This is a genomic window from Butyrivibrio sp. AE2032 (genome assembly GCF_000702965.1).
The window spans coordinates 103340-121099 of sequence record NZ_JNLF01000003.1; the positions used below are offsets into that span (position 1 = coordinate 103340).

The window sequence follows — 17760 nt, forward strand, 5'->3', positions numbered from 1 at the left end:
CTCCCTTTAGCCTTCCGCTTTCTTCTTAAGCTTCATCCTTACCACGATATCTGTTACTACTGCAAAGATAACAAGGCAGATAGCCAGCATCTGTGATACAGGAAGTCCCGTGGTGTGCATGATCAGCTGATCTGTACGAAGGTTCTCGATCCAGGCTCTTCCAAGGCCATAGCCACCCAGGTACAAAAGAACTATCTCTCCGTCAAATTTCTTGTGCTTGCAATAAAGAAGCATTATAACGAACAGGCAAAGATTCCACATGCTCTCATAAAGGAAGGTGGGGCTTACCTGAATATAATTGGCGCCTTCAACCATATTCGCCTTCATGAGTTCTGTGATCTCACCGGCTCTTACTGCCTCCACAGGAAGTCTCATGGCAAAGAGATTATCTGTGTATTCTCCAAAGGCCTCTCTGTTGGTGAAGTTTCCCCATCTGCCCATAACCTGGCCAAAAACCAGTCCATACATGATGGTATCCCCGAACAGAAGAAAGCTCTTTTTCCTTATCCTTGTGTAGATAAAAAGGGTAAGGAATCCGGCAATTACTCCGCCGTAGATGGCAAGTCCGCCGTTCCTTATATTAAATACGCTTAAAAGGTCGTCCTTGTAGTAGTCCCAGGCGAAGAAAACGTAATATGCCCTGGCTCCAAGGATTGAAAAAATGATTATGTATATTGCCACATCCCAGTAGTCATCCTGTGACTGACCTGTCCATTTGGCGACCCTTGAAATGATCAAAAGAGCTACTAAAAAGCCAAGGCCAATGATGACTCCGTACATAGCTACCGTAAATCCAAATACGGTAAAGTTCTTCGGAACATTTTCAAGATAGATACCAAGGTGCGGAAACGCGATATCCATCTTCCCCATTATATCTGGCATGTTGTCCTCCCAAATCTATGCAGTCTGACATTGCAGACTCGAAATTGCTTTATCAGACGTTGAAACGGAAAAGAATTACATCTCCGTCCTGAACCACGTACTCCTTGCCTTCCATACGAACTAGGCCCTTTTCCTTAGCTGCTGCGATGGAGCCTTCACGAAGAAGATCTTCATAGTTGATAACCTCAGCCTTGATGAAACCTCTCTCAAAGTCAGTGTGAATCTTACCTGCTGCCTGAGGTGCCTTTGTTCCGATCTTGATGGTCCATGCTCTTGTCTCGTCCTCACCTGATGTAAGGAAGCTCATAAGTCCAAGAGTCTTGTAGCTTGCTGCAATGAGCTTATCAAGGCCTGACTCTGCAAGGCCAAGGCTCTCAAGGAACTCTGCCTTCTCATCCTCGTCAAGCTCTGAGATCTCAGCTTCAATCTGGGCACTGATAACAAATACTTCGCTGCCACTCTTTGAAGCCAGCTCTCTTACTGCTGCAACATACTGGTTTGATGCGCCGTCATCTGCAAGATCATCATCCTTAACATTTGCTGCGTAGATAACAGGTTTCCAGGTAAGAAGATCAAGACTGTTAACAAATGCTCTGTCGTCATCATCCTCAATCTCAAGCTCACTTGCCATCTTGTTAGCTTCAAGAGTGGCCTTTATCTTCTCGAGGATCTCAAGCTCTTTTGCTGCTGCCTTATCCATACGTGCAAGCTTGGAAACCTTTGCGATCCTTCTCTCCAAAACCTCAAGGTCAGCAAAGATAAGCTCAAGGTTGATTGTCTCTATATCTCTTGCAGGATCTACAGAGCCGTCAACGTGAACAACGTTAGGATCCTCAAAGCATCTTACTACGTGAACAATAGCATCTGTCTCACGGATATTTGCAAGGAACTGGTTTCCAAGGCCTTCACCCTTTGAAGCACCCTTTACAAGACCTGCAATATCAACGAATTCTATTGTAGCAGGAGTAACCTTCTTGGAGTTATACAGATCTCCAAGGAGTTTGAGCCTCTTATCAGGTACTGCTACAACTCCAACGTTAGGATCAATTGTTGCAAAAGGATAGTTTGCAGCAAGTGCTCCTGCGTTTGTAAGTGAATTAAAAAGTGTACTCTTTCCAACGTTTGGAAGACCGACAATGCCGAGTTTCATGTGATGTATCTCCTTTAAATTTCCATAAAAATAGCCCTAACATGGCGAATATATATTACCATGTCAGGACCATTTTGTAAAAAATATGTTGGGGAGTCACGGGGAGTCACGGGGACGGTTCTTTTGACTCCCTTTTTCATGGAGTCAAAAGAACCGTCCCCGTGACTCCTTTAATTTCATATCCTTTTTATATTCCTTTTATCTTTGTTCGGTCATCATATCAGATTATCCCTAATACATCAGGAGATCCGTATTTTTTACATGTCAAAAAACCCGTTCCTTTTGACAATAACGATACTGACGCATCCGGCTATAACTGCCGTCGCGCCAAGTGATATCAGCAGTATGGGAAGCCGCAGACCGGTCCATGCCCCCACATCCGTCGGATCATCGGGATTATAGTCAAACGTAACCGTGGAACCTATCTTCATATTATCTCCGCTGTCAATTGACCCTTCATATTCCTGTCCGTCAACGGTGTATTTGATATAATTCCTATATACTCTGCTATCAGTATTATCCTCTTATCATATATTTCCTTCATTATTTTTCATTTTATCAAGTGTTCCAAGTATAGCTCCGTAGGTGCCGCCCTTGTCATCACCAGCTCCGCTTCTGGCGAAGGCCATAAGCGTAACAAACAGCAGATCAAGATATACCTCTGTCGTCCAAATACGATAAAAGCCCGGAATAGGTATCTTGCCTTCCACTTTATGTGCGTCTGTATCTTCTTCATGCGGGAACTGACTTGTCTGCACAGCGTGTGCAATTTCTTCTCCGTCCCGCAAAATGCGATATTCCATTCCTACAAGCGCACCCTCACCCGCTGTGACAGATGACTCGACACTTATGCCATTTTGCTTCAAATGCTTCCATATATCCACGCCGTCAAATTCAAATGTATCATGAACATCGGCAAGAAGAGTACCCCAGGTGCTCTCAAGCACCTGTCCTACGAGATGTGGAACAGTCTTTCCATGTTCATGGTCTATGAAATCAAATTTATAGTCAACAGCCACACCGAATTTTGTCATTTTTGCCTCATAAAGCACTCTTCTGTTTTCATCTTCAATTCGATGACCCGCCTTGGGGGTGCCAAGGTCAGTAAGGAAATAGAGTTCTCTTTCCCCTCCCGCAACATGCGGAGCATAACCTGTATATCCACTTAATTCCTGACGTTCCTTGGTCTCCTGCCTTTCCCTTCTTCCCTTGAAAATAGAGATTAAAACAAATGCCAGAATAAGCGGGCAGACGATCAGCAGATAAATGCCCATCCCGTTTTTGCCATAGGCAAGCTCCGGGTTTGACGGATCGTATAAAACAGTGATCGTATTGCCTACACTATCGGCTTTAACGGAATTATCAAGCTTAACGATATAAGTTTCGCCGTCAACCTCATACTCCACAGTGGGCCGATAGGTTGTATCATCGCCGCTCCCTTCCTCTGTAAGGTCTGTAATCACGGCTGTTGTTTCCACAAAACCCCGTGTCTGAAAAAAGGTAACATTCACACCAACGCACAGACCTATAATTGCCAGTATCACGGCAATAATTTTAACCATAGACTGATGAAAAATCATATCCTAACCTCCGTTTTACCGCTTCTTAGTAAACTCCTTCAAAACAGATTCAATTCCGTCCTTTCTGGTGTATGAAGTTCCTCCGTCCCTCATGTCTTCATTTTTGACCGTTGAAGCAATGAAAGTGTTCTGATCGGCTATCCTGTAGACTTCGCAATCAGCTATCAAACCCTTTGTCAGCGGTGTTTTCCTCCTTGAGCCCGTTCATGAAAAGATTATACTGATTTCCCTTTTGATCCGTAAAAGTTTCATTTACCGAAATATATCCCGCACCTCTTGTTGCCTTGCTGTTAAGATGCACGTCATGTGCTTCCGTATCCGCAGTGATTGCGGTATCCGATGCCTCATTTTCAGATCTGTCTTCTGTTTCGTCGTCTGAACCGCTCTCATTATGACGGTAAATCCTTACTTTCAATTATATGTAATACGATGTTGATACTCAACGGATTTTATAAAACGCAAATGCATTGCATAGGTATTGCATGTACGAGCCTACCGTTGTATGGTGGATTTTCTCATTCATGCTGCCAAGGACATTTGTAATATTCCTGGCCGATGAAAGATTTGAAATGTTATCCATAAGAAAATCTACAATTCTGCCCATCAACTGAGTTTTTCTTATTTTATATTTCTGTCTGATATCCCTTACAATCAGAGTGTCAAATACATCTGCAATGTAATCATACTTTGCTTCAGGATCTTTATATAGATAAGAGCCTGCCATTCCACCTTCTTTAATATATGATGATAGGGTCTCATATCTGTCGCTCAAATCAAAATACCTGACATATTCCTTGAAGGAAAATGGAAAAACTTTTATTTCAAATGTTCGTCCAGTAAAAAGTGTGGCAAGATCTGAACTAGGCAAAAAAGCATTTGAACCGGTTATATATATCATACTTTTCGGATGCATGCAGTCCATTGATGGCCTTTTCAAAATCCTCACACATTTGAACTTCACCTATCAAAACAAAGTTCTGCATATTCTCTTTATACAAAGAGTTTATATGTTCATACAGCGCTCGAAAAGTGAGCAGTTCTTCAAACTCCGGCAGGTAAAAATTGATATGGATTATATTTGCATCTTGTCTATTAGCCATTTTCAATTTTTTTTCGTTTTTGGCTAATAGAAGCATGGCATTAAAAAAACAGCACCGGACATATGACTATCCGATGCTGTTATTTTTATCTGCTAACTTGGGTCTCAATATAGCTTGTTACAAAATGAAATAATGTTGATATTTTTTCTCGGTCTCCCAAAAATCGAGTGCAACACGAGTGCCATTTTTTTATAAAATATATGAATCTTTATCAAGTTATATCAGAGTTGGGATTTCCGCAAATGAAGTATTTATGCGGTTTTGAATAGATTTAATGTTTTATATGGAGATATATGAAAAAGGCGTTCAAATAACAATGCCCAATTTCATGGTATATATCTCCTTTAAAACAATTATTGTCGTAAAAATAGCCCTAACATGACGAATATATATTACCATGTCAGGACCATTTTGTAAAAAATATGTTGGGGAGTCACGGGGACGGTTCTTTTGACTCCCCTCTAAAACTCCAGTTTGTTCTCCATCAGCCATTTTGCTGCCCTATGTAAAAAATCAGTGAAGTCTATGAAATTTCCCAAAGTCATATTGACTTAAATATGATTTATGATAATCTTAACTTAGCAGTGAACCCTACTGTGAGTGGGAGCTATTAAAGCGGTGAATCCTACCGTTAAGTGGAAGCGAATGAGGGCTGCACTTGTTGCAGCCTTCTTATATTTTGGAGGAATATGAATCAAGAAAAGCTTTATCTTTACACCGTGGATATGAAATATGTCCGTAATCTCCATTCTGCCGATGACAGAGTACAATCTTTTGGCGAAATGGCAGGCAAATAAAAAGAAATGAGTATTTTGTATTGAGATTCACTCCGATAATGCTATCCTCAGGTTTTACTGTGAGCGCATCTTAAGTCTCATTCATCTTCTCAACTGTTCTGGTTTCAACTGTGACCTCAGAGCCATATTTTGACTCCATCTGCTCTTTTACATCATTTGCAAGATTTTCCTTAAACTCTTCGTAATTCATCATGTATCCTATGAATTGAATAATGGTCGTGCCCGATTTTGGGCGTAGAAAAAAGCAGTCATTCTCTTTAAGAACAACTACCCTTTATGTAAAATCCATATTCAAATATCCTGCGTGATGATGTCCGGTTAACAGTATCTACACCAGGCCTACACCAACTGCCATTTTCTAATGTGAATTTATGTAGCGAAACGTGTAATTTAAGTTTCCAAACAATCGCGAAATAACGGCTCGCGTGACCTTATGTAATTATACGTGATTAAGGAGAAGTCTTTCGATTCCCAATTTCATGGTATATATCTCCTTTAAAACAATTATTGTCGTAAAAATAGCCCTAACACGGCGAATATATATTACCATGTCAGGACCATTTTGTAAAAAATATGTTGGGGAGTCACGGGGAGTCACTGGGACGGTTCTTTTGACTCCCTTTTTCGTGGAGTCAAAAGAACCGTCCCCGTGACTCCTTGGGCGGATTTGTAAAAGCATTGTCACGGTATTTCATAGCACTTTACTGTGTGGGGCTTTAGCTGGATCTTCTGCTTATTCTTAAGGATTTCTTTTTGGTCATCCCATATTTCTGTGGCTGTGACTGTGTCTGAATCCGTAAGTCCAAGATCCTCAAATTTAAGCTTGGCGGTTCCTTTGCTCTCTCCTATATTGAAAAGAGCTATGTATGTTTTTCCATCCTTAGTCCTGCTCTGCCAAATGACTATATCGTCCTTTCTCATGACCTGATGGGCTTTTCTGCCATAACTGTGCATGTCAAGGAGCCTGGTGTTTGATAGAAGTTTCAGGGTGAATTCATCATTATCCCTTAGCTCTCCTCCTATGAAAAGAGGTGACCTGAAGATGCACCATAGGCTCATCATGATCTTCTGCTCGTCTTCAGTAAAGTGGCTGTAGTGACCGGGACCTCCCCCTTCATCATTGCAGACACAAAGGTGTCCCACAGGAAGCATATCGCAGTCTGGCCAGTGACCCTTGCAGCCAACGCCTTCCCAGGCATGACATCTTTCAAACATTCCATAAAGGAGCTCCCACTTGTCCCAAAAATCATCAGTCATTCGCCACATGTTGGCATTTTCTAAAAGGAAGTCCTTCTGCTCCACTCTGGCGGGGCCGGGAGACAAAGAAAGGACCATTTTTCGTCCGCTTCTTTCAATGGCATTTCTTATGAGAGCAATCTCGGAAAAACCTGCTCCCGGAGCCTCCGGTCCACAGTCTATCCTTGCTATATCATCGACCTTAACAAAGTCCACTCCCCATTCAGCATAGAGTCTGAAAATAGAATCATAATATTCCTGGGCTCCCTCTTTTGACGCATCAACGCCGTACATGTCTGTGTTCCACATGCAGATGGAAGCTGGGTGTGCTATATCTCTGGCAGTCTGGTTGCTGCCAAGTATCTTACAGTTCCCATGGACAGCCTGTCTTGGAATTCCACGCATGATATGGATTCCAAACTTAAGCCCCATGCCATGGATCTGGTCTGCAATAGGTTTAAAGCCTTTTTCTTTCGCTGCAGAAGGGAATCTGTTTGGAGCAGGCATAAGCCTTGAATACTCATCCATTTCAAGCTCAGTGAATTTATGGTATTCATGGGAATCTGCCAAAGGCTCATACCACTGGATATCACAGACAACATACTTCCAGCCGAACTCCTTCAGGTGCTCCTTCATGTATTTCGCATTTCCAAGAAGCGCTTCTTCATTGACACTTGCGCCATAGCAGTCCCAACTGTTCCACCCCATTGGCGGGCGCTTTGCAACTATCTTTTCTTTATCCTTACCCATGAGATTCTCCCTTTGTAAGTTTCCAGTAAATTCCGTAGCTCTGCCTGTACTGATTGTAGTGCGTGGTGAAAAGAAGCGGAGTATCCACACCCTCCAGCCTGAAATCCATGGTCCCCGGCTCTTTAATAAGATGTTTATCAAGGTTGCGAAGGAAATCTTCCACGGATAGTTCATCAGTTATACGCAATACATCTGAATCAACTGCCTTCGTCCCGGACACAACCACTGCTATGCCATGTGGCTTTGTGCTGATCTTCGTAGTTCCCAGCATGGCAGACAGCACATAAGGACCGTACATGAAGGCATAGGTATTTTCTCCATCAGGAAGATTCTCGTAGTGAAGCCCCATAGGCCAGCGAAGGGTTATAACACTACCATCCTGTAATAGATCTTTTGACAGGTTGTAAAAGCCATCTTTGTCTTGTATGTTACATCGTAATCCATCAATTTCTATCTCCGGATTGCCACAAAGCCACTCGGGTTTCCTGAGGTATAAGTCATCACAGAACGCTTTCCCAGATTTTGTACTGATAATCATTTTAACCTTGTCAGACTTTGTGAAGTCGCATTCCTGCCAGATAGAATAGTCCTCAGTTTCCAGCTGGGAATCCAGATATAATGCCACCAGGAGCTTACTCTTTTCACGATAGTAAATTCCCTCCTGAAGCTTGGTGAAATTCTCGTAGCCTGTTCCGGTGCAGCACCAGAAATTGCCATCAAAAGTATTGAATACCTTATGGTAACCTGTAGCCATTGGCTGAAAATACGTGGTAAAGCCTGTATCATGATCCTGGGACGCCATGATGGCATTTATCAAAGTCCGCTCAGCGTAGTCCAGGTATTTCACATCGCCGGTTGCCAAAAAGAGTCTTCGGGAGAATTTAAGCATGTTGTAGGTGTTACAGGTTTCATTGTTGACGTTGGTTCTCTCGCTGTCCAGAACGTAGTCTGCTCCGAAGTGCTCATCCTCACTGTTGCCGCCTGTTACATAGGTGTGTTTTTCGATAACCATATCCCAGAAGGCCTTGGCGTATTCAAGGTATATACTTTCGCTGTTATCAGCCTCATACCTGGCCAGTGCGCCGATAAACTTGGGGATTGTGGTGTTAGCGTGAACGTCCTTCAAATGGTCTTTTGTTCCGGCAAGGGCAGCCTCAAAAAGCTTGGTCTCATCAAACTGATGAGCAGCCTTGAAAAGAATGTCCGGATCAGATATGGCAAAAGAGCTTTCGGCGCCCTCCAGATCTCGGTTGATCCTGTAAAGTTCATAAAGGCATTCGTTCATACCTCCATACTCAATGCTAAGGACTGTCTGCCTGGTTTCAGGGCTCCAGTCATTGGCCCTTTTTGCAATCCAGAGCCCAAGTCTGTTTGCGACTTTCAGGGCGTTTGTATTTCCTGCGATAGCATAAGCAGCGTTTAATCCTGACAGGATCTTATGCATGGTATACCAGGGCACCCAGGCCTCTGTAAATGGATTACTCTTTCCCTCCTCAACATTATCAAATTGAAGAGTTGGGTTAGTAACAAACTCTTTTGATGGGAGTGTTGCACCAAACACATAGCCCTCATAATCTGTTTCCATAGTCATTTCCTGGCACTCAAGGAGACTATCTACCACATATTCAAGGCGCATTCGTGTTTCTTTTTGGGCTCCATCATCAAGTCCCGGGTTAACTGCAGCCTGGGACAGGGCTGTGACATAGTGACCAAGGGTATGTCCCCCTATCATTCCGTCTTCCCAGCCTCCGGGATAGCGCTTCTTATCTTTCATAAAGGTCTTTTGCTCCTGAAAGCTCAGGCCCTTTATGATAGCTGCAGTCTCTCTGAAGCCGGCCAGTAGCCTGTCTGCATCAAGCTTAAGTATGTTATGGGCAGTAATCTTTAGTGCCTCATCATAGTAAGAATCTGTAACCTTGACTTTCATATCTTATAACTTCATTTCTCCTGCAATATTTATTGAGTAATAATCCCTGATCTCTGTAATATCATCAGTCATTCCAAGGATCCACATAAGCTTTGTGAGAGCTGCTTCGCCCGTCATGTCGTGGGCTTCAAGGGCACCTATCTCGATAGCTCTTTTACCTGTTTCATAGACATCCATCTTGGTGCCTTCATATCTGCACTGGGTTCCAACAACAACGGTCATTCCGCCCTTTATCAGCTTTTCAAGAGCACCGATAAAATCGTGCTTCACGAAGGGCATTCCACCAATTCCGTAGGCCTCAATATAGAGTCCTTTGTAGCCAAGCTCTGCTATGGATTCAATAAAGTTTCTGTGTATTCCTGGGAACATCTTTATCATGCAGACCTTGTCAGAATAGGTGTCCGTAAGCTTGAAAATGCCTGTTCTATCAGGAACAGCTGCGGTGTCAATCTTCATGCCAAGGGAACTGATGGTAGCGATATTGGGATAGTTAATGCTCTCGAAGGCATCAAAGCTTAAGGACCTTACTTTTGAGGCTCTGCAGCCCAGCATTACTTTTCTGTTGAAGGCAACAAACACTCCCGGAATCTGGCTGGCTGCCATATGTATGGCGCATCTGCAGTTCTCCATAGCGTCTGCCACAGGGTCTGTTATGGAAAGCTGGGAACCTGTGATCACCACGGGAATTCCAATGTTCCTGAGCATAAAAGAGAGCATGGAGGATGTGTAGGCCAGCGTATCTGTGCCGTGTATGACCACTATTCCGTCATAATCATTTCTGCAATCACTTATCCTACGGGCCAGAGCGCTCCAGTCCTCAGGAAAGATATTGGCACTGTCCAGGGAGCAGAAATCCTCAATCTCAATGTCAGTATCCCCTGATACCATCTGCAGCTCTTTTTGCATATCGTGTATTGAAAGACCTGGAATAAGGCCGTTTTTCTTCATGACAGCAGAAAGTGTTCCGCCGGTATTTATGATAAGTATCTTTTTACTCATGTCTTAATGCTTCCTCCGATAAAAAGCTATGAAGTTCTTTTACATTTTCGATTGTAGCATATTTATTTTGCCTTTTAGTTATTTTTAAGTTATACATGATAATCTTCTCTCATCAAAAACAAAACGCTTATGAAATGAGGAGAATATCATAATGAAAAGAATCGAAGTAAAGAAATTATTACCTTTTGTATCTATAATGCTTATGTGTATGTCGGTAACAGCTTGTGGTCAGAACGCATCTTCTGCAAGTTCAGCTAAAGAAGATACTGCAGTTGTGGCAGAAGAACAAACTCAGGGCGAAGCCCCTGAAAAACCTGATGGCGAAGCTCCTGACGGTGAGGCTCCCGGAGAACCACCTAGTGGAGAAAAGCCAGACGGTGCTCCCGGAGATGCTCCTGGCGGCGGCTTTGGCGGAGGCGGAATGAGCAGCGCTGACATAGATTATTCCGGGGCTGTTGAGATCACCAGCGGCGATTCTCAGGATGGCCAGACCTACAAAAGCACTACTGCAGATGAGAGTGCACTTTTGATCTCCACCTCCGACGATGTGACAATTTCAAACGCAACAGTAAGTAAGACCGGTGATTCTGATGGTGGTGACAACTGTAACTTCTATGGACTTAACGCTACTGTCCTGGTAAAGGACGGATCCACAACCACAATTTCCGGTGCAACAATCACCTCTGATGCAGACGGAGCAAACGGTGTATTCTCTTACGGCGGAAATGGCGGCCAGAATGGTGCTTCAGGAGACGGAACAACTGTAATCATCTCTGATTCAACTATCACAACTACAGGGGACGGCTCCGGTGGTATCATGACAACCGGTGGTGGAGTTACAAAGGCCTCAAACCTCACAGTTGAGACCAGCGGACAGTCCTCAGCTGCAATCCGCACAGACCGTGGTGGCGGAACAGTTACCGTTGATGGCGGAACCTACACAACTAACGGTCTTGGATCACCTTCAATCTACTCAACTGCTGACATCACTGTTTCCAACGCAACACTTGTTTCTAACCTTTCAGAAGCAGTTTGTATTGAAGGAATGAACTCCATTACACTTAAAAACTGTGACATGACAGCCAACAACACAAAGATGAACGGTAACGCCACCTTCCTTGACTCCATCATGATCTATCAGTCAATGTCAGGTGATGCAAACAGCGGTACCTCAACTTTTGATATGACAGGCGGTAGCCTCACAAGTGAAAACGGACACGTATTCCATGTCACAAACACTAACGCTGTGATCAATCTGAACAATGTTAAGATCACTAACAAGGACTCCGAAAATATCCTGCTCTCCGTATGTGATGACGGCTGGAATGGTGCAGACAATATCGCAACTTTAAATGCAGTAAACCAGACTCTCGAGGGAACTATCCTTGTTGGCAGCAACTCCACACTTACCCTTAACCTTACAGATGGTTCCAGCTTTACAGGCTCCATCAGTGGCAAGATAACAAACGCCAAGGGTGATTCAGTTTCTACCGAAGTGGGTGAGGTCAATGTAACTCTCGACAAGAACAGCACCTGGACTCTTACAGCAGATACCTACATCACTTCCTTCGACGGAGATGTTTCTAACATAGTAAGTAATGGTTACACATTATACGTAAACGGTACAGCAATAAACTGATCAACATAAATACAAGGGCTCATAGGGGCCCTTGTTTTCCGTTATATTTAAATGCAAGCATTGTAAGATCATCAAACTGGTCCGCATCTCCCACAAAGGAGTCCACATCCTCCCGGACCTTTTTCAAAAGCTCCTTGGGCTCTGCATCAATATTATCATTAAGCACCTTTGAAAGCCTCGGCATCTCGTAGCGAAGTCCGTCGGAATTGGTAGCTTCCGGTACACCATCTGTGTAAATAAAGAGCTTTTCTCCCGGCTTCATAACGAAGCTGTCACTATTATACTTTGTATTCTTCATGGCACCCAGAACCAGATCATGATCAACTGTCAGTTCTTCATAGCCTGCCCCATCCTTCTTAAGCAGGAACGGATCCTCATGACCGGCATTAGCCTCCACAACTTCTCCTGTTGAGATAGTGAGAATTCCAAGCCAGACTGTCACAAACATAAATGACTTATTTCCCTCACAAAGTCTGTTATTCACATCCTCAAATATTTCGGCAGGATTTCCGCCCATCATTGCCCTGTTCTTTATCAGGGTCTTACTTATGACCATGAAAAGAGCTGCAGGAATACCCTTGCCGGATACGTCCGCCATAACCAGGGCCAGGTGGTCATCATCAATCATAAAGATATCGTAGAAGTCACCGCCTACTTCCTTTGCAGGGTCCATGTTCGCAAAGACTTCAAATTCAGACCGTTCCGGGTACACAGGGAATATCTGAGGCAGCATATCTCTTTGTATGGTAGAAGCCACATCCAGCTCTGCTGAAAGCCTTTCTTTCTCCGAGGTTACTCTTGTCAGATTTTCCTCATAGATCTCAATCTCTTTTTCCATATCCGCCATGATATCTGAAAGAGATTCAATCTCATCTCCCGTACCAAGGTTCAGTGATGAGAAATACTTAGTCTTCTTTACATCATTTTTCCTGTCCAGGGCATAGCTTCGGGCTGCATCAGCAACTGAGTTTATGGGATTTACGATCATCTTCTGCATCTTAGATCTGTAAATTGCTCCCATAATAAGCACCACTACCAGTATCAAAAACAGGAATATCAAAATGAAAGACAGGACATTGGACCACACATTAGTATAGAAAGCGTCTGCCTCAATAAATACGATGACGTTCTCATCTGGGTATGGGAATGGTTCATACCAGGCAAAAACTACATATCTTGGATCTATCTTCATGTAGCGGATCAGGTTTTTCAGAAGGGACCAGCGCTCCTCTTCAATATGATCCAGCTCTATGTCTTCGAACCGACGCCACAAAACATCATCTACTATGACAGACTCATCTCCGCCAAACTTTTCAACATCACAAAGAAGAGATGCAATATGGGTTTCTTTATCAAACACCATAAGGCATGTTCCGTTCAGATCAGGATTGTTGCCGTTAAAGGTAGCAATGATGTCCATAACTCTTTGATAATCCTGTCTCTTTGCCAGCGGAGGGTTTTCTTCTGTATACCAGCGATAATTAAGGAGCTGTCCCTCAGTATCTGCAGGATTATTCTTCTCGAATTCTTCCTCAAAATTCTGATTTTCCCTCTCCTGAGCAAGCACTGCATCCACCAGTCCCGGAACATCACCACTTTTCTGAAGAACTGCAGAAATGGTCCTTGCGATGTTGACCGTATCTCCATAATTGCTGCTTAAAATGCTGTACAAAAATATACCAACACTGATCAAAAGAACTACTGTTCCTAAGACACCACTGTGCAGAATACTGCTGAGCATTACCTTCTTAGAAAGCTTACCAGTCTTCTTATCTTCTCTTTTTTCAGATACTGAATTGTTCATACTTATACTCTTTATCCTAAAGCATCATAGTCAACCTTCCGTTATTATTATATCAGTTTTATGAACATAAAATCCGCATATCATTGAAAAAAAACCTGGACGAAAAGAGCTGGCTGAACTGATATACCACTGCTGCAACAATGTGGCTCAGTGATAGGTCCTTACTTCAAAAGAGCTATAGACACACTTTCTGAATTCCTGCAAACCTGTGAATAAGCCATCTGCCATCATCTGGGCACCGATGTTGCCGATAGCTGTTGCCTCGGAAGGGCCAGCCAGGACAGTTCTTCCTGTCACCTGGGCAGTGAGCTTGTTGAGGTATTCTGCGTTGGAGCCTCCGCCTACGATGTTTATGCTGGGGAACTTCTTTCCTGTAATATCCTCAATCTCAACAGCTGCTCTTCCGTAGCATACTGCAAGAGATCTGTAGATAACCCTGGCGATTTCCCAGGGAGTTACAGGGATCTGCTCGCCATTTTCCTCGCAAGCTTTCTTTACTGCATCTATCATAGACTCCGGTGCAAGAAAGACTTCGGAGTTTGCATCAACGATTGATGTAATTGTCTCCTCCTCCGCCTTTGCACAAAGGTTTGCAAAAGAGTAATCGTCGGAAGCTTTCTTGCCTGGATAATCGTATCCTGCTTCAAATTCCTTCTTCACGGACTGGATCATCCAAAGCCCCATAATGTTCTTAAGGAATCTGTATCTATGGTCATATCCGCCTTCATTAGTGAAGTTAGCCTCTTCGGCTTTTTCAGAACAGTTTGCCTTTTCAAGCTCGCAGCCAAAAAGTGACCAGGTTCCGGAAGAAATGTAAAGAACATCATCTGAGGTATTCGGAACACTCATAACTGCTGCTCCCGTATCATGGGTCGCAGGAAGTACAACCCTGCATTCAAAGCCCACTTTCTCCTGAATCTCTTTTGTGAGATTCCCCACAAAAGTTCCCGGCATAGAGAGCTCAGTAAAGAGCCTCTTCGGATATCCAAGCTTCTCTATAAGGTCATAGTCCCACTGATTGGTATTTGGATCCACCAGGCCTGTTGTTGTGGCGTTAGTGTACTCCTGCTTCTTAACACCTGTCAGAAGGAAATGCAGATAATCAGGGATCATCAAAAGAGCTTTCGCCTCATCAAGGGTTCCCGGCTCCTGTTTCTTTGCTGCCATCAGCTGATAGACTGTGTTGAAGATTGCCTTCTGAATTCCGGTCTTTTTATAGAGCTCTTTTTCCGGAATGATCCTGTAGACTTCCTCTTCCATGCCCTCGGTGCGACTATCGCGGTAGGCGTAAGTTTTTCCAACCACATCATCATGCTCACCAAGAAGGGCGTAATCAACGCCCCAGGTGTCGATACCCATGGAAACAGGAATCTTGCCAAGGTCGACACATTTTTTCATGCCGGCGACAACCTCATCAAAAAGCCTTTTGGTATCCCAGACCTTGTGACCATCTTCTTCATCCATACCATTATAAAATCTGTGTATTTCTTCGTACTGTATCTTTCCGTCCTCAAACCACGAAAGGATGTGGCGTCCGGAAGATGCACCGATATCAACTGCTAAGTAGTATTTCATGTCGCTCTCCATAACAAAATGCTGTGTATTTGCATAGCGCTCTGGCTTAGTCGCCCTTAACGCTCTCCAATCCTGTCACTCTTCTTCTCATAGAGACAGTCTTCGTTAACCTTGATTCCGAAAGGACCGTTCAATGCTCTGAACATTTCAGGCTCGATTGTCTGGCGCTTTCTGTCTGTCATGGACATAACCTTTACAAGAACCTCAGCAGCCTTTTCTACTGTGTGCATAAGGCCGAAGGTGATATCAAAATCTGTTCCGCAGGCAAACATGCCGTGGTGAGCCCAGATTGCAACATCCTGCTTCTTCATGATCTCAGAAGTAGCAACGGCGATATCTCTTCCGCCAGGAACCATCCAGGGCACAACACCGATTCCGTCAGGGAATACAACAGGACACTCTGTTGCCATCTCCCAGATCTCTCTTGTAAATACTTCTCCGTCAAGAGGAAGTACATAGGTCAGAGCAATAGTATTTGCAGGATGACAGTGGTAAACAACCCTTATCTCTTCATTTCTCTTCTTGCAGACCTCCAGATTCATAAGGTGTGAAGGAAGCTCAGAGGTTGGTCTTCCGCCATTTACAAGTCCCCACTGGATCTGATATTTCTCACCCTTTTCATCAACCTTGATGATGCAGATATTAGCTGCAGGATCGATCTCAACGTTTCTGAAATACTTGCCGGAGCCTGTAACCATGAAGAACTCCCCGGCAAGAGCAGGTACTGAGGTGCCAATTTCCTTCCACTCACCGTCTTCTTTAAGTTCCTCTTTTACAGAAGCGATTTCTTCATCCTTTATACGATAGCTTAAGTTTCCACCGTTTCTTTCGTGCCATCCCTGGTAAAATCCATCAACGCACATACGGCAAAAGCCTTTAGCAAACTCTGAATCTAAAACTCTCATTATTCTTGTCCTTTCCCTGTCATAAATCTTATATACTCACATCAAGCTCTTTTGCTGAGAACATCTGTCTCGTACTTCCTGCAAACCTCAAACCACTCATCCTCTGTAGGAACACCCTTTAATTCGCAGTAGTAATCCCATACATCACCGATAGGCTCCATCTTAATGCGCTCCTGAAGTGACATGAGCTCAGTGAAATTGCGCTCGTTCTGAAGTTTGCAAAGCTTATCATTAGGCTGCAGCTCTGCATTTAAAAGAGCTTTAAGGAAGTTTCTCATTCCGTTGGTCCATGCTGACACTCTGTTTATGCTGGCATCAAAGTAGTCCATTCCGATAAAGAATCTGTCCGGTCCGTTCTTTACGATCTCCTGAGCAATCTCTTTTGCATCGTCATTATAGATAACTACGTGGTCAGAATCCCAACGTACAGGTCTTGTAACGTGAAGAGCCATCTTATCATAGAAAAGAAGCATTGATGAAAGCTTATCTGCTACGTTCTCTGTAGGATGGAAATGGCCTGAGTCTATGAGGCACATGATGTCGTTCTTGGCTGCGTAGTTAAGATAGAACTCCTGTGATCCAACAGTCATGGACTCCATTCCGATTCCGAAAACCTTGGACTCAACAGCAACATAAACCTTGCTCCTGTCATAAGGTGTTGCAAGGATCTGATCCAGGGAATCCTTGAGGCGCTTTCTTGGTGAAATGCGATCAGGGATAACGTCCTTAAATCCATCAGGGATCCAGATGTTCATCATGCATGGCATTCCGGTCTCTTCTGCGAAGTACTCAGAAATCTTAAGACATGCGATGCAGTGATCGATCCAGAACTTTCTGATTTCCTCATCCTCAGATGATAAAGTTGCATCAGCTGCTTTGGGATGTGAGAACATTGTTGGGTTAAAATCAAGTCCAATGCCGTGCTTTTTGGCAAAATCCACCCAAGCCTTAAAGTGCTTTGGCTCCAGCTTATCTCTGTCTACCCACTCGCCTTCTTCAAAAACTGCATAGGAGGCGTGAAGGTTTAATTTGTGTTTTCCGGGAACGAGGCTGAACACCTCATCTATGTCCTGCATCAGCTGCTCAGGTGTCGTAGCTCTGTATGGATAATTTCCTGTTGTCTGGATTCCCCCGGAAAGAGGTCCCTTCTGATCAAAGCCAACTACGTCATCTCCCTGCCAGCAGTGCATTGAAAGGCTGATCTTTGAAAGCTCCTCTATAGCCTTATCTGTATCAACTCCAAGCTTTGCATAGCGCTCTTTTGCTGCTTCATATCTCTCTTTTACTGTCATTTTTGTAACCGTCCCTTCCATATTTTAAAAGTGTTAAAGCGTCCTTTTTAATTGCTTTATCTTATGATAAGGCCTTGGCTATAAATAATTAAGGTCGTAATCCGAATAAAAAAGCGTCCTTTCT

The 17760-nt window shown here is 43.7% G+C and carries 14 protein-coding genes and 2 pseudogenes; 1 reads left to right on the forward strand and 15 read right to left on the reverse strand.

Features of this window, described 5'->3' with window-relative positions:
* Positions 1-6: 6 nt before the first annotated feature.
* The 11 genes and pseudogenes from lgt to BO18_RS02320 all read right to left on the reverse strand — a co-directional run bounded on the left by lgt (position 7) and on the right by BO18_RS02320 (position 10421).
* Complete coding sequence (lgt, locus tag BO18_RS02285; RefSeq protein ID WP_185752323.1) at positions 7-882, reverse strand: prolipoprotein diacylglyceryl transferase; 876 nt, start codon at positions 880-882, stop codon at positions 7-9.
* A gap of 52 nt (positions 883-934) precedes the next feature.
* Positions 935-2032: a redox-regulated ATPase YchF gene (gene ychF / locus BO18_RS02290; protein ID WP_034443254.1), complete on the reverse strand. Its 1098-nt coding sequence runs from the start codon at positions 2030-2032 to the stop codon at positions 935-937.
* A gap of 257 nt (positions 2033-2289) precedes the next feature.
* Positions 2290-2541 (reverse strand): annotated as a pseudogene (locus BO18_RS34670) (DUF3592 domain-containing protein); the annotation flags it as partial.
* Between the two features lie 18 nt (positions 2542-2559).
* Complete coding sequence (locus BO18_RS02295) at positions 2560-3612, reverse strand: DUF3592 domain-containing protein (RefSeq protein WP_022776976.1); 1053 nt, start codon at positions 3610-3612, stop codon at positions 2560-2562.
* A gap of 157 nt (positions 3613-3769) precedes the next feature.
* Complete coding sequence (locus BO18_RS02300; RefSeq protein ID WP_034443258.1) at positions 3770-4027, reverse strand: hypothetical protein; 258 nt, start codon at positions 4025-4027, stop codon at positions 3770-3772.
* Positions 4028-4051: 24 nt separating this feature from the next.
* A pseudogene (locus BO18_RS02305) lies at positions 4052-4748 on the reverse strand (ATP-binding protein).
* Positions 4749-5018: 270 nt separating this feature from the next.
* Positions 5019-5204, reverse strand: a complete 186-nt coding sequence (locus BO18_RS34675; RefSeq protein WP_185752325.1) for a hypothetical protein — start codon at positions 5202-5204, stop codon at positions 5019-5021.
* 375 nt (positions 5205-5579) lie between these two features.
* The gene (locus BO18_RS35965) at positions 5580-5702 is read right to left on the reverse strand and encodes a hypothetical protein (RefSeq protein WP_255350890.1); all 123 of its coding nucleotides are present in this window, start codon (positions 5700-5702) and stop codon (positions 5580-5582) included.
* A 488-nt stretch (positions 5703-6190) separates the two neighbouring features.
* The gene (locus BO18_RS02310) at positions 6191-7495 is read right to left on the reverse strand and encodes a glycoside hydrolase family 27 protein (protein ID WP_034443260.1); all 1305 of its coding nucleotides are present in this window, start codon (positions 7493-7495) and stop codon (positions 6191-6193) included.
* The gene (locus tag BO18_RS02315) at positions 7488-9422 is read right to left on the reverse strand and encodes a beta-L-arabinofuranosidase domain-containing protein (protein WP_051688447.1); all 1935 of its coding nucleotides are present in this window, start codon (positions 9420-9422) and stop codon (positions 7488-7490) included. The genes BO18_RS02310 and BO18_RS02315 overlap by 8 nt, the downstream gene beginning before the upstream one ends.
* A 3-nt stretch (positions 9423-9425) precedes the next feature.
* On the reverse strand, positions 9426-10421 hold the full coding sequence (locus BO18_RS02320) for an asparaginase (RefSeq protein WP_034443262.1): 996 nt from the start codon (positions 10419-10421) through the stop codon (positions 9426-9428).
* A gap of 151 nt (positions 10422-10572) precedes the next feature.
* On the opposite strand from BO18_RS02320, the gene BO18_RS02325 reads away from it, so the two are divergent.
* The gene (locus BO18_RS02325) at positions 10573-12060 is read left to right on the forward strand and encodes a hypothetical protein (protein ID WP_034443264.1); all 1488 of its coding nucleotides are present in this window, start codon (positions 10573-10575) and stop codon (positions 12058-12060) included.
* A gap of 19 nt (positions 12061-12079) precedes the next feature.
* Here BO18_RS02325 and BO18_RS32300 read toward each other — a convergent pair whose 3' ends face one another.
* The 4 genes from BO18_RS32300 to BO18_RS02345 form a co-directional block, all read right to left on the reverse strand.
* Entirely contained in the window at positions 12080-13864 is a 1785-nt protein-coding gene (locus tag BO18_RS32300; RefSeq protein ID WP_051688448.1) for a PP2C family protein-serine/threonine phosphatase, read from the reverse strand.
* 147 nt (positions 13865-14011) lie between these two features.
* Positions 14012-15439, reverse strand: coding sequence for a rhamnulokinase (gene rhaB / locus BO18_RS02335; protein ID WP_034443266.1), 1428 nt, complete (start codon positions 15437-15439; stop codon positions 14012-14014).
* Between the two features lie 56 nt (positions 15440-15495).
* Positions 15496-16344, reverse strand: coding sequence for a rhamnulose-1-phosphate aldolase (gene rhaD, locus BO18_RS02340; RefSeq protein WP_034443268.1), 849 nt, complete (start codon positions 16342-16344; stop codon positions 15496-15498).
* 41 nt (positions 16345-16385) lie between these two features.
* The gene (locus BO18_RS02345) at positions 16386-17636 is read right to left on the reverse strand and encodes an L-rhamnose isomerase (protein ID WP_034443271.1); all 1251 of its coding nucleotides are present in this window, start codon (positions 17634-17636) and stop codon (positions 16386-16388) included.
* Positions 17637-17760 lie beyond the last annotated feature (124 nt).